The 18,795-nt window shown below is 71.4% G+C and carries 17 protein-coding genes; 7 read left to right on the top strand and 10 right to left on the bottom strand.

Annotated elements, in window-relative coordinates:
- Positions 1–7: 7 nt before the first annotated feature.
- A complete protein-coding gene (locus ACIBCU_RS12055; protein WP_399230958.1) occupies positions 8–886 on the bottom strand; it encodes an oxygenase MpaB family protein in 879 nt (292 codons plus the stop codon).
- Between the two features lie 195 nt (positions 887–1,081).
- On the opposite strand from ACIBCU_RS12055, the gene ACIBCU_RS12050 reads away from it, so the two are divergent.
- Positions 1,082–1,975: an oxygenase MpaB family protein gene (locus tag ACIBCU_RS12050; protein WP_399230956.1), complete on the top strand. Its 894-nt coding sequence runs from the start codon at positions 1,082–1,084 to the stop codon at positions 1,973–1,975.
- Here ACIBCU_RS12050 and ACIBCU_RS12045 read toward each other — a convergent pair.
- Entirely contained in the window at positions 1,938–2,987 is a 1,050-nt protein-coding gene (locus tag ACIBCU_RS12045) for a LacI family DNA-binding transcriptional regulator (RefSeq protein ID WP_362937335.1), read from the bottom strand. The genes ACIBCU_RS12050 and ACIBCU_RS12045 overlap by 38 nt on opposite strands.
- A 233-nt stretch (positions 2,988–3,220) precedes the next feature.
- Here ACIBCU_RS12045 and ACIBCU_RS12040 point away from each other — a divergent pair, with 233 nt between their 5' ends.
- On the top strand, positions 3,221–4,960 hold the full coding sequence (locus tag ACIBCU_RS12040) for a BCCT family transporter (RefSeq protein WP_399230954.1): 1,740 nt from the start codon (positions 3,221–3,223) through the stop codon (positions 4,958–4,960).
- Positions 4,961–4,973: 13 nt separating this feature from the next.
- On the opposite strand, the gene ACIBCU_RS12035 is transcribed toward ACIBCU_RS12040, so the two are convergent.
- A complete protein-coding gene (locus tag ACIBCU_RS12035; protein WP_399231659.1) occupies positions 4,974–5,906 on the bottom strand; it encodes an FAD-dependent oxidoreductase in 933 nt (310 codons plus the stop codon).
- A 108-nt stretch (positions 5,907–6,014) separates the two neighbouring features.
- Between ACIBCU_RS12035 and ACIBCU_RS12030 the strand changes: the two genes are divergently transcribed.
- Complete coding sequence (locus ACIBCU_RS12030; protein ID WP_362937342.1) at positions 6,015–7,655, top strand: ABC-F family ATP-binding cassette domain-containing protein; 1,641 nt, start codon at positions 6,015–6,017, stop codon at positions 7,653–7,655.
- Positions 7,656–7,716: 61 nt separating this feature from the next.
- Here ACIBCU_RS12030 and ACIBCU_RS12025 read toward each other — a convergent pair whose 3' ends face one another.
- From ACIBCU_RS12025 to ACIBCU_RS12010, 4 genes are all read right to left on the bottom strand, one after another.
- Positions 7,717–9,021 carry a pectate lyase gene (locus ACIBCU_RS12025; protein WP_399230952.1) on the bottom strand — a complete coding sequence of 435 codons (1,305 nt, stop codon included), beginning with the start codon at positions 9,019–9,021 and terminating at the stop codon, positions 7,717–7,719.
- Between the two features lie 250 nt (positions 9,022–9,271).
- Positions 9,272–11,707, bottom strand: coding sequence for a Tex family protein (locus ACIBCU_RS12020; protein WP_399230950.1), 2,436 nt, complete (start codon positions 11,705–11,707; stop codon positions 9,272–9,274).
- Positions 11,708–11,865: 158 nt separating this feature from the next.
- Positions 11,866–11,997, bottom strand: a complete 132-nt coding sequence (locus tag ACIBCU_RS12015; RefSeq protein ID WP_362941472.1) for an LPFR motif small protein — start codon at positions 11,995–11,997, stop codon at positions 11,866–11,868.
- Positions 11,998–12,066: 69 nt separating this feature from the next.
- Positions 12,067–12,930 (bottom strand): hypothetical protein, encoded by an 864-nt coding sequence (locus ACIBCU_RS12010; RefSeq protein WP_399230948.1) that lies wholly within the window; start codon positions 12,928–12,930, stop codon positions 12,067–12,069.
- A gap of 123 nt (positions 12,931–13,053) precedes the next feature.
- Here ACIBCU_RS12010 and ACIBCU_RS12005 point away from each other — a divergent pair, with 123 nt between their 5' ends.
- Positions 13,054–14,010: a GlxA family transcriptional regulator gene (locus ACIBCU_RS12005; protein WP_362941477.1), complete on the top strand. Its 957-nt coding sequence runs from the start codon at positions 13,054–13,056 to the stop codon at positions 14,008–14,010.
- A gap of 37 nt (positions 14,011–14,047) precedes the next feature.
- Entirely contained in the window at positions 14,048–14,683 is a 636-nt protein-coding gene (locus ACIBCU_RS12000) for a DJ-1/PfpI family protein (protein WP_399230945.1), read from the top strand.
- On the opposite strand, the gene ACIBCU_RS11995 is transcribed toward ACIBCU_RS12000, so the two are convergent.
- Positions 14,670–15,470, bottom strand: a complete 801-nt coding sequence (locus tag ACIBCU_RS11995) for an enoyl-CoA hydratase/isomerase family protein (RefSeq protein ID WP_399230943.1) — start codon at positions 15,468–15,470, stop codon at positions 14,670–14,672. The two genes, ACIBCU_RS12000 and ACIBCU_RS11995, sit on opposite strands and share 14 nt — an antisense overlap.
- An 80-nt stretch (positions 15,471–15,550) precedes the next feature.
- Between ACIBCU_RS11995 and ACIBCU_RS11990 the strand changes: the two genes are divergently transcribed.
- Positions 15,551–16,138 (top strand): DUF308 domain-containing protein, encoded by a 588-nt coding sequence (locus ACIBCU_RS11990; protein ID WP_362941486.1) that lies wholly within the window; start codon positions 15,551–15,553, stop codon positions 16,136–16,138.
- Between the two features lie 148 nt (positions 16,139–16,286).
- Positions 16,287–16,742 (top strand): ATP-binding protein, encoded by a 456-nt coding sequence (locus tag ACIBCU_RS11985; protein ID WP_399231657.1) that lies wholly within the window; start codon positions 16,287–16,289, stop codon positions 16,740–16,742.
- Positions 16,743–16,766: 24 nt separating this feature from the next.
- On the opposite strand, the gene idi is transcribed toward ACIBCU_RS11985, so the two are convergent.
- The gene (idi, locus tag ACIBCU_RS11980) at positions 16,767–17,360 is read right to left on the bottom strand and encodes an isopentenyl-diphosphate Delta-isomerase (protein WP_362941489.1); all 594 of its coding nucleotides are present in this window, start codon (positions 17,358–17,360) and stop codon (positions 16,767–16,769) included.
- A gap of 148 nt (positions 17,361–17,508) precedes the next feature.
- Positions 17,509–18,762 (bottom strand): GNAT family N-acetyltransferase, encoded by a 1,254-nt coding sequence (locus ACIBCU_RS11975; RefSeq protein WP_399230941.1) that lies wholly within the window; start codon positions 18,760–18,762, stop codon positions 17,509–17,511.
- Between the last annotated feature and the right edge of the window lie 33 nt (positions 18,763–18,795).

Below are 18,795 nucleotides of genomic sequence, written 5' to 3'. Positions count from 1 at the left end.
CCGGTCGTCAAGACTTCTCCATCGGCAGCGGTTCCAGTGGGCGGCTCTGCGCCCAGTGCGGTCCGAGGTCGTCGAGCCGGTACCCGAAGGGGTAGCTGCGTGGCCGGGGGCGAGAGGGCAGCCACCGGGGCCGTGCGGGCAGCAGCCGTACGCCGTGCGAGCGGGCGTGCACCAGACGGACGGCCGCCGCCCGCACCCACCGAGGCTGCGCCGGGAAGCCCAGCGCCCGCAGTAACGGCTCGTCCAGCAGTGCCAGCGAGAACCTGGCCACCAGAGGGCGCAGCGGGGCGGGGTACCAGGCGGCCATGACCCGGAAGGTGGCGTTGGCGACGCGCCGGTTCGCCGGGTCGTACGCGAACATCCGGGCCTCGTAGGATTCGAGCAGCTCCTCGAATCCCTCGTAGGTGCCGGGTGCGCCCTCGACGCCCATCATGTCCGCCATCCGCCGCCCCACCTCCGCCAGCGCCCCCGCCTCCTGCGCGCACAGGGGCCGCCACCCGAACCGGTCGATCCAGCGTTTGGGGCCGACCACCGTGGTGGCCAGCACATAGAGGTAGTCCTCGTTCGGGATGCGGTACCTGCCGTGGATCCGGTTGAGGTGCCGGGCGGCGGCCCTGGCGCGCTCCGAGTCGAAGCCCTCGGCCGCCATCTCGTATCCGAACAGGACGGTGTCGTCGTAGCGCTTATGGCCGTCGCGCTCGAACTCCTGGGTGCGGTCGAGCAGTACGGAGATCCTCGGAACCCCGTAGTCGCGCAGGAAGGCGACTCTGATGCCCTGCCGGTAGTCCCAAGGGAACTCGTACTGGGACATCAGCCGGAGTATCTCGGCGCAGTCGCCGGCGGGGTCCATCCGGCGTATCTCGCGCAATCGGCTGTAGCGGCCCATGGTGTGTGCCCTCCTCCGCTCAACACACTTGCTGCATAAGGCATATGGCCGAACCTCTCCGCCATGGAGAGTCAAAGTTACAAATACTATTGACTTGTTTCACGTGGCGCGTCAACACTGCTGCGGGATCGCATACTGGAACACACACGGTCCGGGCGCCGCCCCGAGCACCCGCCGACCCCTGGGAGTATCCGGATGACCAGCGCAGGAGAGCCCGTACCGCCCCCGCCCGGCGGCGTCCTGTGGAGCCTCGCCGGAGACATCCGGGGACTGCTGATGCTGCCCGCCGCCCTCACGCTCCAGGTCGCCCACCCCGCCGTCGGTGCCGGCGTCGACGACCACTCGGTCTTCCGTACGGACCCCTGGGGGCGCGGCGAGCGCTCCCTGAGTTCGCTCCAGCTCTGGGTGTACGGGGGAGAGGCCGCCGCCGAGGAGGGGCGCAGGCTCAGGAAGCTGCACCGCACGATCCAGGGGACCGACACCCGCGGCCGCCGCTACCACGCGCTCACCCCCGCGAACTACGCGTGGGTGCACGCCACGGGCTTCCCCGTCTACCAGCACGCGTCGCGCTACCTCGTCCGCCCGCTCACCGAGGCACAGGAACGCGCCCTGTACAGGGAGTGGCTCCAGGTCGGCCGGATCCTCGGCATCCACGACCGGGACATGCCGCAGACGATCGAGGAGTTCTGGCCGTACTTCCGCAAGATGCTGGCCGACGAGGTGGAGGCCACCGTCGTCGTACGGGAACTGGTCGCCACGGACGCTCCGGTGCCACCGCCCGACCGGGGGCCCCTCGTCCTGCGGCTGGTCCTGAAGGCGCTGTGGCCGGTGCTCCTCCCGCCGCTGGCGCGGTTCCGCAGATTCATCACCATCGGGCTGATGCCGCCGGACGCCCGCGAGGCCATCGGGCTCGACTGGACCGCGGACCAGGAGCGTCGCCTCCGGCGCTTCGGCGCCGTGGTGCGGCGGACCGTGCCCCTCCTCCCGGAGCGGCTGCGCTACCTGCCGCTCGCCAGATCGGCGCGGGCCGAGTGGCGGGCCGGGGGAGGGCTCAGGCCGAGGCCCGGCGGACCAGTTCGGTCGGGGTGATGACGGACTCGGGCCATGCCCCGGTGTCGCTGTTCAGCCTCTCCATCAGCAGCCGCACCATCAGCCTCCCCATGCCCTCCACGTCCTGACGGACCGTCGTCAGCGGGGGCACGGAGGCCTCCGCGACCGAGGTCATGTCGTCGAACCCGACCACCGCCACGTCCTCCGGCACCCGGACGCCCCGCTCGCGCAGCACCCGCAGGGCGCCCGACGCCATCAGGTCGTTGGACACGAAGACGGCGTCGAGATCCGGATGGGCGTCCAGCAGGTCCGTCATGGCCCGGGCTCCGCCCTCCGCGGTGAAGTCGCCGTCCGCGACGAGTTCCGCTCCCGCGTCCGGCAGCACGTCGTGGTACCCGTCGATCCGGTCGAGCGCCGACGTCTGGTCCCGGGGCCCGGCGATGTGCGCGATGCGCCGCCTGCCGAGCGAGACCAGATGACGCACGGCCTCGCGGGCACCGCCCCGGTTGTCGCAGTCGACGTACGGCACCTGTGTCGTGTCCTCGTCCGCCGCGGAGTGTTCCGGGCGGCCCCCGTAGACCGTCGGGACGCGGAACCGCCGGATGATCGCGGGCAGTTCGTCGTCGGTGTGCAGGGAGAAGGCCAGCACGCCGTCCACGTGACCGCCGGCCAGGTAGCGGGTGACCCGGTCGAAGTCACCGCTGCCCTCCACCAGGAGCAGGACCAGCTGTGCGTCGTGGGCGTTGAGCTCACGGCTGATCCCGCGGATCTGGCGGGAAAAGAAGGGGTCGGAGAAGATCCGGAACTCGGGCTCGTCGATGATCACGGCGACAGCGCCGTTGCGCCGGGTGACCAGCGTCCGCGCCGCGTGGTTCGGGATGTAGCCGAGCTCGTCGACCGCCTTGCGCACCTGCTCCACCAAGGGCTGGCGTACGCCCGCGCCGCCGTTGACGACACGGGACGCCGTCGCCCTGGACACTCCGGCGCGGGCCGCCACGGCCTCCAGGGTGGGCCGGGCGTCACGGTGCGGATCGGGGGTCGGGTCGGGCAAGGGTCGCTCCTCGTGCATGCGCGCCCGGGGCTGGGAACGGCTGGAACCGGCGGGTTTGGGCACGGACGCCGTCAGCCTATCGGCCCGGCCGGAGGCGGCCGACGCCGGAGACGCGGCGCGTTCACTCCGTAAAACGGTCGTGCGTGTACCGCTCGGGATCCCGAAAGATGCACACCGAGTGTGGTACTGCCTACGGAGAGCGAAATATTCGCATTGCGTGAAAGGTGCCATTTGTGTCACACGACGAGCAGAGAACGGGTGGGCGAGGGGAGGATCTGCCGGTAACGGCCGATCTGCCCTCGGACCCGCACCACGGCCGCCGTGCCACGACCGACCGGGTGGTGTTCGGCGTCTCCGCAGTGCTCACCATCGCCTTCGTGATCTGGGGTGCCACGGCCACCGACTCACTGGAAGACGTCTCCAGCACGCTGCTCAACGGCCTCATCCACAACGGCGGCTGGGCCTTCATGCTGGCGGCATCCGGCTTCGTGGTCTTCGCCCTCTGGCTCGCGATCAGCCGTTACGGGAAGATCTCGCTCGGCCAGGAGGGGGAGAAGCCCGAATTCAGGACGGTCTCCTGGGTCGCGATGATGTTCAGCGCCGGCATGGGCATCGGCCTGATGTTCTACGGAGTGAGCGAACCGCTGGCCCATTTCGTCACTCCGCCCCCGGGCACGCACCCCGCCGACGCGGCCGAGGCCATGCAGACGGCGATGGCGACCACGCTCTTCCACTGGACGCTCCACCCCTGGGCGATCTACGCGGTCGTCGGACTGGCCATCGCCTACAGCGCCTACCGGCGGCACCGGCGCCAGACCATCAGCGCGGTGTTCATCCCCCTCATCGGCGAGCGGCACTCCCACGGGGTCGTCGGCCGCATCATCGACATCCTCGCCATCTTCGCGACGCTCTTCGGCTCCGCGGCCTCGCTGGGTCTCGGGACTCTGCAGATCGGCAGCGGCTTCCAGGAGCTCGACTGGATGGAGAAGACCGGGACCGGCCTGCTGGTCACGATCATCGCGGTCCTGACGGCCGCCTTCGTCGCATCGGCGGTCTCCGGTGTGGAGAAGGGCATCCAATGGCTCTCCAACATCAACATGGTGCTCGCGCTGATCCTGGTGATCTTCGTGTTCGTCGTCGGCCCCACCATCATCGTCCTGGACCTGCTGCCCACCTCGGTCGCGGCGTACTTCGGTGACCTCGCCCAGCTCGCCGGCCGGACCGAGGCGACGGGAGAGGGCGAAGTGGCCGACTGGCTCGCCAGCTGGACCGTCTTCTACTGGGCGTGGTGGATCTCCTGGACGCCCTTCGTCGGCATGTTCATCGCGAGGATCAGCCGCGGCCGCACGATCCGGCAGTTCGTCGGCGGCGTGATCCTGGTGCCCAGCACGGTCAGTCTCGTCTGGTTCGCCGTCTTCGGCGGCTCGGCGATCGAGCTGCAGAGGGACGGAAAGCTCCGGGGCGTCGGTGACACCCCGGAGGCCCAGCTCTTCGGGGTCCTCCACGAATACCCGATCGCCACCGTGATGAGCATCCTCGTCATGGTCCTGGTCGGCATCTTCTTCGTCTCCGGCGCCGACGCCGCCTCGATCGTGATGGGGACGCTCTCCCAGAAGGGCGTCCTCGAACCCGCGAAATGGGTCGTGATCTTCTGGGGTGTCGTCACCGGGGCGGTCGCGGCGGTCATGCTCCTCATCGGCAACGGGCAGGGGGACGCCCTGGCGGGCCTCCAGAACCTGACGATCCTGGTGGCCGCCCCCTTCACCATCGTGATGATCGGGATGTGTGTCGCGCTCATGAGGGACCTGCGGCAGGACCCGATGATCGTCCGCAGGGAGTTCGGCGTGGAGGCCGTCGAATCAGCGGTCATCCAAGGGCACGCGAAGTACGACGGGGACTTCGAGATCCGGATCGGGCCCGGGCCCGCGGAGGTCACGTCGGACGAACGGCACAAGCACGACCCCCCGGCCTGACCGGAGCTGCGGCTCAGCCCACCAGTTGGGCCGCAGCCCGGGCACAGCCCCGGGCCACCGTCACCCCGGCGCCGCCGTGGCCGTAGTTGTGCACCAGCAGTCCACCGCCCGGCAGCTCCTCCGCCTCGATGCGCACCCCGGCGTCGCGGGCCGGCCGCAGCCCCACCCGGTGGCCGATCACCCGGGCCCCCGCGATCTCCGGCCGTATCCGCGCGCACCGCGCCACGATCTCCGCGGCCGTACACGGATCGGGCCCGGTGCGCGTGTCGTCCGTCTCCGCCGTGCCGCCCAGCACCAGCCCGCCCGGCTGCGGAAAGAGATACGTCGTCGCGCTCGACGCCGGATCCGCCTCGGTGAACCACTCCTCGATGCCCGGGTTCTCCACGACCACCAACTGCCCGCGGACCGGCCGCACCCCGGGGTCGGGAACCAGGTCGCGCGCGCCGAGCCCGGTGCAGTTGACGACCACCCGCGCCTCGGCCGCCGCCTCCGCGAAGCCACGTACCGTACGCCGCTCGACCACGCCCCCCGCGGCGGACAGCCGGCCCTCCAGCCAGCTCAGATGGGCCGGCATGTCGATCAGCGGAAGCGTGACCCGCAGGCCCTCCGCCACCTCGGACGCGCCCTCCAGGCGGCGGGCCCACGGCCCGAGCGCGGCCAGGCGCTCGCCCCCGTGCACCCCGGCGACCATACGGACGCCCGTCTCGGCCGGGGCGGCGGCCAGTTCCTCGTAGACCCGGAGGGTTTCGAGCGACCAGTCACCCACCAGCGCCTCGGGCTCGATCCGGTACGGCCACCAGAGCGCACCGGCCACGGCCGAGGTCGTGGCCGCCGCCGGGTCCCTGGACCAGACGCGCACCCGCAGGCCGCGCTCCGCCAGCAGCAGCGCCGTGGTCAGCCCGCTGACCCCGCCGCCCACCACGATCACGTCCGCCACCGTGCTCACCCCCGTCTCCATGCCGCCCCCGCGTGTGCCGAGGACGGGAAGGGCCATGGTCGCACCCTCGTCCGGCGGGAGAACCGGCCCCCGCGGTTGGTTAGGATCAGCACCCTGATGACTGCCACCCTCGTCGCCAAGGAACTCGCCGCCGGGCACGGCGACCGCACACTCTTCGCGGGACTCGACCTCGTGGTCGCGCCCGGCGACGTGATCGGTCTCGTCGGAGCCAACGGAGCCGGCAAATCCTCGCTGCTCCGCCTGCTCGCGGGGCTCGACCGGCCGGAGGAGGGCGAGCTGAGGCTCTCCCCGCCCACCGCGACCGTCGGACACCTCCCGCAGGAGCCCGAGCGCCGCGTGGGTGAGTCCGTACGGGAGTTCCTCGCCCGCCGCACCGGGGTCGCCGACGCCCAGGCCGCCATGGACGCCGCCACCCAGGCCCTGGTCGACGGAGCGCCCGGCGCGGACGACGCGTACTCCGAGACGCTGGAGCGCTGGCTCTCCCTCGGCGGCGCCGACCTGGACGAACGTGCCGAGGAGGTCGCCGCGGACCTCGGTCTGACCATCGGTCTCGACCTCCCGATGACGGCCCTCTCCGGCGGACAGGCGGCCCGCGCCGGCCTGGCCTCGCTGCTGCTGTCGCGCTACGACGTCTTCCTGCTCGACGAGCCCACCAACGACCTGGACCTCGACGGCCTGGAGCGCCTGGAGCGCTTCGTGTCAGGACTGCGCGCCGGCACCGTCGTCGTCAGCCACGACCGTGAGTTCCTGATGCGTACGGTCACGAAGGTCCTGGAACTCGATCTCGCCCAGCAGGAGATCAATCTCTACGGCGGCGGTTACGCCTCCTACCTGGAGGAGCGCGAACGCGCCCGCACCCACGCCCGCGAGGAGTTCGAGGAGTACGCCGACAAGCGTTCCGCGCTCGAGGGCCGCGCCCAGATGCAGCGGGGCTGGATGGACAAGGGCGTCAAGAACGCCCGCCGCAAGGCCACCGACAACGACAAGATCGGCCGCAAGTTCCGCAGCGAGGCCAGCGAGAAGCAGGCCGCCAAGGCCAAGCAGACGCAGCGCATGATCGAGCGCCTCGACGTCGTCGAGGAACCCCGCAAGGAGTGGGAGCTGCGGATGGAGATCGCCTCCGCACCGCGCTCCGGTTCCGTCGTGGCCACCCTCCGCGACGCCGCCGTCGTCCGCGGGGACTTCTCCTTCGGGCCGGCCACCCTGCAGATCGACTGGGCCGACCGGGTCGCCATCACCGGGGCCAACGGGGCGGGCAAGTCCACCCTGCTCGCCGCCCTCCTCGGGCGGCTCCCCCTCGACGCGGGCCACGCCTCGCTCGGCTCGGGCGTCGTGGTGGGCGAGGTCGACCAGGCCCGCGAACTGTTCCACGGCACGGAGAGCCTGCTGGACGCCTTCTGTGCGGCCGTCCCCGACACCGAGCCCGCGGAGGTGCGCACCCTGCTCGCCAAGTTCGGCCTGCGCGCCGGCCATGTGCTGCGGCCCGCCACGACCCTCTCCCCGGGCGAGCGCACCCGGGCGGGGCTCGCGCTCCTGCAGGGCAGGGGCGTCAACCTGCTCGTGCTGGACGAGCCGACGAACCACCTGGACCTGCCCGCGATCGAACAGCTGGAAGCCGCGCTCGACGCGTACACGGGGACACTGCTGCTGGTCACCCACGACCGGCGCATGCTCGACGCCGTCCACACGACCCGGCGCATCGAGATCGCCGGGGGCAAGGTCACCGAGACCGGCTGACCCGAGGCCCCGCTCCTCCCGTCGCACGGGAGGAGCGGGGCCGGTCCGTGTGCGGGGCGCCTCAGTCGACGTAGGTGATGTCGGACGAGGAGTAGATGCAGTTCGTGCCGTCCGCACCCGAGCCGATCTCGCTCGGCTCGCCGCTCGTCGTTCCCTTGTACTTGGTGCAGATCTTCATGTCACGGTCGCCGTCCTCGTAGATCGTGACATCCGAGATCCGGGCCGTGTCACCGTAGTTGGTGTTGATGCCGACCAGGCTCGTACCGGGGGCCGTCGCCCAGATGTTCTGCAGCTGGATGTGCCGGGCGTTCTGGGTGGAGCAGTTGCCGCAGGAACGGACCAGCTTGCCGAAGTCGTCGACCTGGAAGTTCTTCACGACCAGGGTGCCGACGCCGTTGTGCTGGAACACCTTGTCCTCGGCCAGTTTCGCGCCGCCGCCGTCGATCGTGCGGACCGTCGAGGAGGAGCCGCCGCGGAAGGTCGCGGCGTCCTCGCCCACGTCCTCCCACCAGACGTTCTTGATCGTGCAGGTGCCCGCGCAGTGCACTCCGTCGGCGGCCGGGGCACCCAGGATGACGTTCTGCAGGGTGGCGCCGTCCGCAAGCTTGATCATCGGCGGCTGGTCCTCGTCCTGACCGCCGCTGCCCAGGTCGCCGCTGCCGTACAGGCGCTTCATGCCCCCGTCGTACGTGCCCGAGACCTCGATGGTCGACGATACGGCCTGGCTGCCGTTGGCGGTCGGCCACGACGGCCGGTCCGTGGGCGGGTCGGTCGGCGGGTCCGTCGGGTCCGTGGGCGGGTCCGTCGGAACGGTGCCCGAGGCGGTGAAGGTCCAGCTCTTGCTGCTCACCGAGTCGCAGGAGTTCTGCTGGACCAGGGCGCCGGACGCCGCCGAACCGTCCTTCACGTTCAGGCACTTGCCGCCGTTGCTGTTGACGACGCGGTAGGTGCTGCCGCTGACCGTGGTCAGGGTCCACACCTGGGTGGCCGCACCGCTGCAGTTCTGCTGCTCCACGGCCTTGCCGGCACTCGTGGAAGCGTCCCGCACGCCGGCGCACTTGGCGCTGTTCGCGGCGGCCAGGGTGTAGCCGCTGCCTGAGGCGGTGAGCTTCCAGGTCTGTGCGGCGGCGCCGTTGCAGGCGCTCTGCGCGAGCTGCGTCCCCGCGGAGGTGCTGGAGCCCGGCACTCCCAGACACAGACCGCTGGCGGCGTTCGACAGGCTGTACGAGCCGACGGCGGGAGCTGCAGAGGCGGATCCGGTCGCGAAGAGTGCGGTGAGTCCTGCGGCGAGCAGTGAAGCGATGGCGACGAGGGTGGCGGCCGCGCGGCCTCCCCGTCTTCTGACCTGCTGATTCTCTGTATTCACTAGGCATCCCTTTCACCGCCTGCGGTATTCTCCGCAGGCACCTGACGGTGGGTGGTGCGGTGGTTGGCGCAGTGGTGAAGCCGTCCCCGGTTCCGGAGCAGCAATCTGCATGATGAACCGAGTTCGCGTACATGAATCGCCGTGACCGTACGTCACTAACCGGTAGCGGTCAATACAGCGGGACGGACGATCAGTAACGGCGACGGGCGGGCAGGAGAAGCTCCTGCCCGCCCGTCGCCGTGGTCCCGGTTCAGCGCTTGCGGCCGCCCGAGTCGGAGCCGCCCAGTCCGGCCCGCCGCAGCGCGTCCGCCATCGCGCTGTTGGCCGGCGCGGCCGCCGGACGCGGTGCGCCGCCCTGGCCGCCGCCCCCACGCCGGTCACGGCCCTGGCCGCCGCTCTGGCGGGCCCCCTGGCCACCGCCCTGCGCCTGCCGTTGGCGCGGCGGGCGTTCCCCGCCGCCCTGGCCGCCCTTCTCACGCCGCGGCCCCTGTCCGCCGTTCCGGTCCGCCCCGGCCTCGTCGTCGAGCCGCAGAGTCAGGGAGACGCGCTTGCGCGGGATGTCGACGTCCATGACCTTCACCTTGACGATGTCGCCCGGCTTCACGACATCCCTCGGGTCCTTGACGAATGTCCGCGACATCGCCGACACATGGACGAGACCGTCCTGGTGGACACCGATGTCCACGAACGCGCCGAACGCCGCGACGTTCGTGACGACACCCTCCAGCACCATCCCGGGAGCCAGGTCCCCGAGCTTCTCGACACCCTCCTTGAAGGTGGCCGTCCGGAAGGCGGGCCGCGGGTCCCGGCCCGGCTTCTCCAGCTCCTTCAGGATGTCCGTGACCGTCGGCAGACCGAACTTCTCGTCCACGAAATCGTCCGGCCGCAACGACCGGAGGACCTCGGTGCTGCCGATCAGCGAGGCCACGTCACCGCCCGTCCGCTTCACCATCGTCCGCACCACGGGGTACGCCTCGGGGTGCACGCTCGACGCGTCCAGCGGGTCGTCCCCGCCCCGGATCCGGAGGAACCCCGCGCACTGCTCGTACGCCTTCGGGCCCAGCCGTGCCACGTCCTTGAGCGCCCGGCGGGAGCGGAACGGGCCGTTCGTGTCCCGGTGGGCCACGATGTTCTCGGCCAGCCCGGAGCCGATGCCCGACACCCGCGAAAGCAGCGGCGCCGATGCCGTGTTGACGTCGACGCCGACGCCGTTCACACAGTCCTCGACCACCGCGTCCAGGGAGCGCGACAGCTTCACCTCGGACAGGTCGTGCTGGTACTGGCCGACGCCGATCGACTTCGGGTCGATCTTCACCAGCTCGGCCAGCGGGTCCTGAAGCCGGCGCGCGATCGAGACCGCTCCGCGCAACGACACGTCCATGTCCGGGAGTTCCTGCGAGGCGAAGGCCGACGCCGAGTACACGGAGGCGCCCGCCTCCGAGACCATCACCTTGGTGAGCTTCAGCTCCGGGTGCCTGTCGCACAGTTCACCCGCGAGCTTGTCCGTCTCGCGGGACGCGGTGCCGTTCCCGATCGCGATCAGGTCGACCTGATGCTCCCTGGCGAGCCGCTCCAGTGTGGCGAGCGACTGGTCCCACTTGTTCGCCGGCACATGCGGGTGGATGACGTCCGTCGCGACGACCTTGCCGGTCGCGTCCACGACGGCGACCTTCACACCTGTACGGAACCCGGGGTCGAGCCCCAGCGTCGCCCGGGTGCCGGCCGGGGCGGCGAGCAGCAGATCGCGCAGGTTCGACGCGAAGACGCGCACGGCCTCGTCCTCCGCCGCGGTGCGCAGCCGGAGCCGCAGGTCGATCCCCAGATGCACGAGGATCCGGGTCCGCCAGGCCCAGCGGACCGTGTCGCCCAGCCATTTGTCCCCCGGCCGGCCGCGGTCCGCGACCCCGAACCGGCGGGCGATCATGTTCTCGTACGAGGAGGGACCGGGCTGCTCCGACGGCTCCTCAGGCTCCAGGACCAGGTCGAGCACGTCTTCCTTCTCGCCCCGGAGCATCGCGAGGACGCGGTGGGAGGGCAGCGCCGTGAAAGGTTCGGCGAAGTCGAAGTAGTCGGCGAACTTCGCGCCCGCCTCCTCCTTGCCGTCCCGCACCTTCGCGACGACCCTGCCGCGCGACCACATGCGTTCGCGCAGTTCGCCGGTCAGATCGGCGTCCTCCGAGAAGCGCTCGGCCAGGACCGCCCGGGCGCCCTCCAGCGCCGCAGCCGGGTCCGGCACGCCCTTCTCGGCGTCGACGAACGCCGCGGCGGCGGCGAGCGGGTCCACGGACGGGTCGCCGAGCAGCCCGTCGGCGAGGGGCTCCAGGCCGGCCTCGCGCGCGATCTGTGCCTTCGTCCGGCGCTTCGGCTTGAACGGCAGATAGATGTCCTCCAGCCGCGCCTTGGTGTCGGCCGCCCGGATCTGCGCCTCCAGGGTGGCGTCGAGCTTTCCCTGCTCACGGACGGACTCGAGGACCGCCGTACGGCGGTCCTCGAGTTCTCGCAGGTACCTCAGCCTCTCGTCGAGCGTGCGCAGTTGCGCATCGTCGAGCATCTCGGTCGCTTCCTTGCGGTAGCGCGCGATGAACGGCACGGTCGACCCGCCGTCGAGCAAGTCGACGGCCGCCTTCACCTGACGCTCACGTACGCCGAGCTCCTCGGCGATCCTGCCTTCGATGGACGTCGTCACGGTTTTCCCGACTCGCCTTCTCGTACTGGCTGTGCTGGCTGTGCCACTGGGGTGCTCCACACCCGGTGGGCCCCTTCGCCTGCATTGTGCCGGGTGGCCGGGGGCCGTGTCGCGTGACCTGCTCGATCACGGCCCCGACGTCCTGCCGAAGAGCCGGCTCACGCGCGCCGGGTCCTGCCGCTGCGCGAGGCGCCGCCGAAGAGGCTCGCCAGGAGGCGGAAGGGCAGAGTCACCACGGTGGCGATGGCCGAGCCGATGGTACTCAGGGCGTTTGCGATCGCACGGAACACGGTGTGCCTCCTTCGTAGGGTGTGTCCTGCGCCTGGCCGGTTCCCCGCGTCGTAAACGCGTACGGGGCCTCAGCCCTTGCCGACCAGGTCGTCCGGGAACGCGCCCGCCGAGGCCGCGGCGAACAGGAATCCCCGGCCCAGCTCGGTGAGCCTCTCCACGCCGTCGGCGCCCAGGTGCTCGTACGGCGCGGAGTCCATCCGGTCGGTCGCCTCCTCCAGGTCCGCCCTGAGCGCGGTGCCCGCCTCGGTCAGCTCGCCCGCCGCGTCCAGGACACCCCGGTCGCGCAGTCGCTCCACCGCCGCGTCCCAGTCGGTGCGCCGCCAGCCGCGGGTGGCGAGGATCCAGCGCGGCGCCATGCCCTTGCCGGTGGCGGTGTGGCTCACCAGGGCCTCGACGGGATCGAGACCGGCCGTCAGGAGGGTGGCCAGGTGCCCGTCGCCGCGGTGCTCGCGCAGCAGCGTCGCCGCGTGCCAGTAGGCCAGGTGCGGCTGCTCCGGCACCTCCAGATCCGCGTGCGCGGCGTACAGGGGCCGGGCGTGGCGGGTGCAGGCCTCGGCGGCCGTGAGGGCCAGGCGGGCCGCCTCCGCCATCTCCGGGGACGCGAGGGTCTCCTCGCCGAGCACCCGGCGCAGGGTCGAGTCGGCGGCCCGCAGACGGGCGTCGAGCGCCGCCTGCGGGGTGATGTCCGACCAGACGGCCGGCAGATGGCGGGCCACCAGCTCGTGGTTGAAGTTGTAGAAGGTCGCGGTGACCGCACCCGCTCCGACCGCACCCAGGGCCGCGCCGCGCGCGGCGAAGTAGACCCGGCTCTCGTCGTCGATGCCGAGCTCCCCGAACTCCTTGCCGAGGTCGGGGGAGAAGTAGACACAGGAGTGCAGCGGATTGAGCGCGTTGTGGCAGCGGCGTCCGGCACGTGGCGGAAGAGTACTCATGCCCGCACGTTACCGACTGGTTGGTACGTGGGACAGGGCCGGGGCGGCCGTGAGGCACTCGTGGCAGGAAAGGTGGGAAATTCGTCATTGCGGCCATCGGGCCGTCCGCCCAGGATGAAGGGCATGAAGCAGCGATCCGTACTCGTCGTCCTCTTCGAGGGCGTGCAGAGCCTCGATGTGAGCGGCCCGATGGAGGTCTTCGCCGGCGCCTCCCGCTTCCCCGGCGTTTCGTACGACCTGCGCACCGCCTCGCTGGACGGAGCGCCGGTCCGCTGCTCCAGCGGTCTCACACTCCTCCCCGACGGCAGGCTCGCGGACGCCCCGGCGCCCGATCTGCTCCTCGTGCCGGGAGGCGCGGGCACGAGGACACCCGCCCCGGAGCTGGTCGACTGGATCCGCACCCACGGCCCCCGGGCCCGGCAACTGGTGTCGGTGTGCACCGGCGCCCTCCTCCTCGCCGAGGCGGGCCAGCTCGACGGCCACCGGGTGACCACCCACTGGTCCGTCTGCGAGACGCTCGCCCGGACGTACCCGGCGGTGCGCGTGGACCCGGACCCGATCTTCGTACGCGACGGACGGCTGGCGACATCGGCCGGCGTCACCGCCGGCATCGACCTCGCGCTCGCCCTGGTCGAGGAGGAACACGGACGGGACGTGGCGCTCACCGTCGCCCGCCATCTCGTCGTGTTCCTGCGGCGCCCCGGCAACCAGGCGCAGTTCAGCGCCCAGCTCACCGCACAGACCGCCGTCCGTGAACCCCTCCGCGAGCTCCAGCACTGGATCTCCGAGCACCCGGACGCCGACCTCTCGGTGGAGGCGCTCGCGGAACGCGCGCGGCTCTCGCCGCGCCATTTCGCCCGCGCGTTCCAGGCCGAGACGGGACTCACCCCCGGCCGGTACGTCGAGCGCGTACGCCTCGAACAGGCCCGCCGGCTGCTGGAGGACACGACCGACGGCGTCACCTGGATCTCCCGGGCCAGCGGTTACGGCACTCCGGAAGCGATGCGGCGCGCCTTCGTCAAGGCCCTCGGGACCGCGCCCGCCGAATACCGGCGCCGCTTCCGGTCCCAGCCCGCCTGAAACGCCCCGACCACCCGGCACCGACGGAAGGAACACCATGCAGATCGCCATCGTGCTCTTCGACCGCTTCACCGCGCTCGACGCAGTGGGCCCCTACGAGATGCTCAGCCGGGCCCCCGGCGCCGAGACGGTCTTCCTCGCCGAGCGGCCCGGGCCCGTGCGCAACGACAGCGGCAGCCTCTCGCTCGTCGCCGACCGGGCTCTCGCCGACGTGCCCGCTCCCGATGTGGTGATGGTGCCTGGAGGGCCGGGGCAGAGCGACCAGATGGAGAACGAGACGCTGCTCGGCTGGCTGCGGACGGCGGATGCCACCAGCACCTGGACGGCCTCGGTCTGCACGGGCTCCCTGCTGCTCGCCGCGGCCGGGCTGCTCACCGGCCGGCGTGCCACCTCGCACTGGCTGGCCCTCGACGTCCTGAAGACCTTCGGCACCGAGCCGACGGACGAGCGGGTGGTGACGGACGGGAAGTACGTCACCGCCGCCGGTGTCTCCTCCGGCATCGACATGGGCCTGACCCTGCTCGGCAGGATCGCGGGTGACGACCACGCCCGGACCGTCCAGCTGCTGACGGAGTACGACCCACAGCCGCCCTACGACTGCGGTTCTCCGGCCAAGGCCCCGGTGGCCATGGTCGAGGAGTGGCGGGCGAAGAGCCGCTTCATCCTGACGTAGCTGCAACCCCGGCGTCCCCCGTCGTCCAGGTGAAGCGGGGAGCGCGGCGCTCCAGGAAGGCGGCGACCCCCTCGGCGGTGTCGCCGCTGCCTCGTGCCTGCTGCGCCCAGTACGCGTCCCGGTCCTCGCGGCCGTCGGCGAACTCCTTCGCCGCGGCCTGGGTCAGCTGTGAACGCGAGGCGAGGACCCGCGCGAACGCGGAGACCCGGGCCGCCAGCCCGCCCTCCGGCAGGACCTCGTCCACCAGCCCCGTGCGCAGGGCGCGTTCCGTCCCGATCAGCTCCCCGGAGAACAGCAGGAACTTCGCGGCGGCCGGGCCGACCAGCGCGACCAGCCGGCGCGTGGACGAGGAGGGGTAGACGATCCCGAGCTTGGCCGGGGTGACGCCGAAGGAAGCGCCCTCCTCGGCGAACCGCAGATCGCAGGCGGTGGCCAGCTGGCTGCCGCCGCCCACGCAGTACCCGCGTACGGCGGCCAGCGTGGGCCGGGGGAAGGCCGCCAGGGCCTCCTCGGCCCGGACGGCGAGTGCCTGCGGCCGCCCTCCGGAGTCCTGGAGGGAGGCGATGTCCGCACCTGCGCAGAAGGTGTCACCGGCGCCGGTGAGCACGAGAACCCGCACGCCGGGGTCGGCGGCCAGCCCCTCCAGCAGCACGGGCAGCGCCTGCCACATCTCCGCGCTCATGGCGTTGCGCTTGGCGGGGTTGCTGATGACGACGGTGGCGACGCCGTCCACGACCGTGTGCTCCAGTCGCGGATCCGTCCGAACCGCCTGCTCCCTGAGGGTCATGCGCCGGATGCTATCCGCACGGCACGAACCTATGATCAAGAAGGGGTCGCGAAGCAGGCACGCACCGTGAGGAGCTGTCGATGGGCGGACCCACGACCGAGGGAAAGAAGCTCAACCGCAGCTTCAGCGGGCTCGCCCTGCTCGGAGCCGTACTGGTCGTCGCGGGACTCGTCGGCCTCGTCTACACCGGCCTCGCCACCCTGACCTCGATGATTCTCTTCGGCTGGCTGCTGCTCGTCGGCGGTCTCGTGGGCCTCGTCCACGCGGTCCAGGCCCGGGGCACCCCGTACTTCTGGCTGGGCGTGGTGGTCGCCGCGCTGAACATCGCGGCCGGCGTCGTCGTCATCAGGAACCCGGTCGGCACGGCCGAGGCGCTGACGATGTTCGCGGCCCTCCTCTTCCTCACCGGGGGAGTGTTCCGGCTGGTCGGCAGCGTCGTCGTGCGCGGGCCCCAGTTCGGCTGGACGCTGCTGCAGGGCGCCTTCGGACTGCTGCTGGGCGTGCTGGTGCTCATCGACTGGCCGCACAGCAGTCTCTACGTCCTCGGGTGCTTCTTCTCGCTGGCCCTGCTGTTCGACGGGCTGGGGCTGATCGCGATCGGGGTGGGTGGACGACGCGTCGTCAGTATGGTGACGGACCAGATGACGCCTGAAGAAGGCGAGAAGTAGTCCAATCACCTGACGCTGTCATACTCACACGGTCAAATTGCTTACAGAAGCGACCACTTGTGGTCAGAGCTGCAGTCCGGACCACACTCTTCCCGACACTCATTATTCGATAGTCAGTGACATGCGAATCGAGAGCGGGTGGCGGTCCATGGAGAGCCGTGGGAGTGTTCCGGCCCATCCCGTGTCGTACGAGGGGGTGTGGCGCTTCACCGCCCCCGCCGTCGACGTCTCGGTACCGCGGGCGCGGCACGCGGTCCGGGACCTGCTCGACCGGCAGGGCGTACCCGTCGAGGACGACATCCTCCAGGGGCTGCTGCTGATCGTGTCGGAACTGGTCACCAACGCGGTCCGGCACGCGGCATTGCTCTCGCCCGAACTGGCCGTCGAGGTGGCCATCGGCGCGGAATGGATCAGGATCTCCGTCGAGGACAACCACCCCTACCGCCCGACGGCGCTGGTCACCGACTACGCGCAGACCGGTGGCCGCGGGCTGCTCCTGGTCCGTGAGATCACCGCCGAGGCGGGTGGCACCTGCGACGTGGAGCACACCGCGGGCGGCGGCAAGATCATCTGGGCGGCGCTGCCACTCAAGACGCAGCTCTGACCGCCCCCGGCGCGGCGAGCGGCTTCACCAGCCCGCGGACGGTCCCGTCAGCTCCCTGATCGCCGGCCGCGCGGCATCCAGCACGGTCATGAACCACGCCGAGAACGGCGCGGCGGCATGCCGCTCCGCGAGCTCACCGGCGGACACGAAAGCCGTCTCGCCGACCTCCTCCTCGTCCGGCCGCAGGCGCTCCTGCACCATGCCGACGAACAGGTGGTTGAACTCCTGCTCCACCAGACCCGACATGGGGTCGGGGTGGTTGTAGCGGACCGTGCCCGCCGCGGCGAGTAGCGAGGGCGAGACCCCCAGCTCCTCGTACGTACGCCGGGCGGCCGCCGCGAACGGCGCCTCTCCCGGGTACGGGTGGCCGCAGCAGGTGTTCGACCACACGCCGGGGGAGTGGTACTTGCCGAGCGCACGGCGCTGCAGCAGCAGCCGCCCCTGCTCGTCGAAGAGGAAGACGGAGAACGCCCGGTGGAGCTGGCCGGGGGCCTGGTGCGCGGCGAGCTTCTCCGCGGTGCCGATGGTGGTGCCGTTCTCGTCGACCAGTTCGAGCATGATCGCGTCTGCTGTGCCGTTCGACGAGCTGTTCGCCGCGGTTGCTGGTGTGGTCGGCATACCCATCCTTCGCTTTGGTTCCCGGCCTCGTGCGCCGGACCCCTCGAGTGCGGTCAAGTCTGCCGTACAAAAGCCGCTTGTCCGCACTTCGGGTGCTGGCATGTCCGTCCCGCCGCACCCCGGAGGGCGCGGCGGAACGGACCCCGCGTCAGACTCCGAAGGCCTCCGGGTAGTGGATCGTGCCCTTCGGCACGGGCGCGGAATCGTCGAGGACCAGCGCCATCATCGCCTCGTCCGGCACCTTGAAGCCCGGCCTGATCCCGAACCGCGACGCCGGCGTGAATCCGAAGGCCGGGTAGTACTCCGCATGTCCGAGCACCAGGACGAGTGACTCGCCCCGCAGCCGCGCGGCGTCCAGCACCGCCCTCACCACCGCACGCCCGGCGCCCCCGCGCTGGTGACCGGGCGCGGTCGCCACGGGGGCCAGCGCGAGTGCCGGGGCGTCCCCGACCCGGCACCGGGTCAGCAGGGCGTGAGCCGCGACGGAACCGTCCGGGGCCTCGGCCACGTACGACAGGCCGGGCAGCCAGGCGCCGGGGTCGGTACGCAGTGCGTCGACCAGGTCGGCCTCGTCCCGGGCCGGGAAAGCGGCTGCGACGACGCCGCGCACCGCCTCATGGTCGGCGGTCGTCTCGGGGCGGGTCCGCCAGCGGGGATCGGAGGGGCGCAGCACGTAGCCGGCGTAGCCGTACTCCGCGCCGTGGAGGCGGCGGACCTCCAGCTCCTCGTGGGTGGCCGCGAGCGCCTCCGGCATGCCGGGAGCCGACGGATCCGCTGTCGCGGCCCGTCCGGCCAGCGGGACGTAGTACTCGTCCCAGTCGCTGTCGGGCTGCACCAGCACCCCCAGCACATGGCAGCCCGCCTCCACGGCCGCCGCGGTGTTCCCCGCGACGGGGCGCAGCGACGCGTTCCGGTCCCAGAAGTCGCGGGCCCCCGCCGACGGGGAGTCCGTGGTCCAGACACATTCGGTGACCACCATCGATCCGCCGGGGGCGAGCAGCCGCTGCCAGTCCCGCACGGCGCTGTCGAAGCCGGCGAAGTAGGCGGAACCCTCGGCCCAGACCAGGTCGAACGACCCGTCGGCGAACTCGGGCCCGGTGAGGTCGGTCATGTCGGCCCTGACGGCACGGATCCGCTCGCCCAGCCCGCGGGCCCCGGCGGCCGCGGTGAGCTCGTCGAGGAACGGCTGGTGCAGATCGACCGCGGTCACCTCGGCGCCCGCCTCCGCGGCGAGCAGCAGGGAGGCCCTGCCGGGGCCGCAGCCCAGGTCCAGGACGCGCGGACGGGACGGCAGCGGGCCCGCGAGGGAGAGCAGCCGCCGGGTGGTGGAGTCGGAGCCCGGACTCTGCCGGGGCAGTCCGTCGTGCAGTGCGAAGAACGCGTTGTACGTGTGCTCGGTCAACGTGGGAACCCTTGGATGAGAGGGCCCCGGCGG

It is taken from the genome of Streptomyces sp. NPDC051064, assembly GCF_044455985.1.
Lineage (GTDB): Bacteria > Actinomycetota > Actinomycetes > Streptomycetales > Streptomycetaceae > Streptomyces.
Note: the sequence above shows the minus strand (reverse complement) of the source record. Positions and strands in the feature narration are given on the sequence as shown.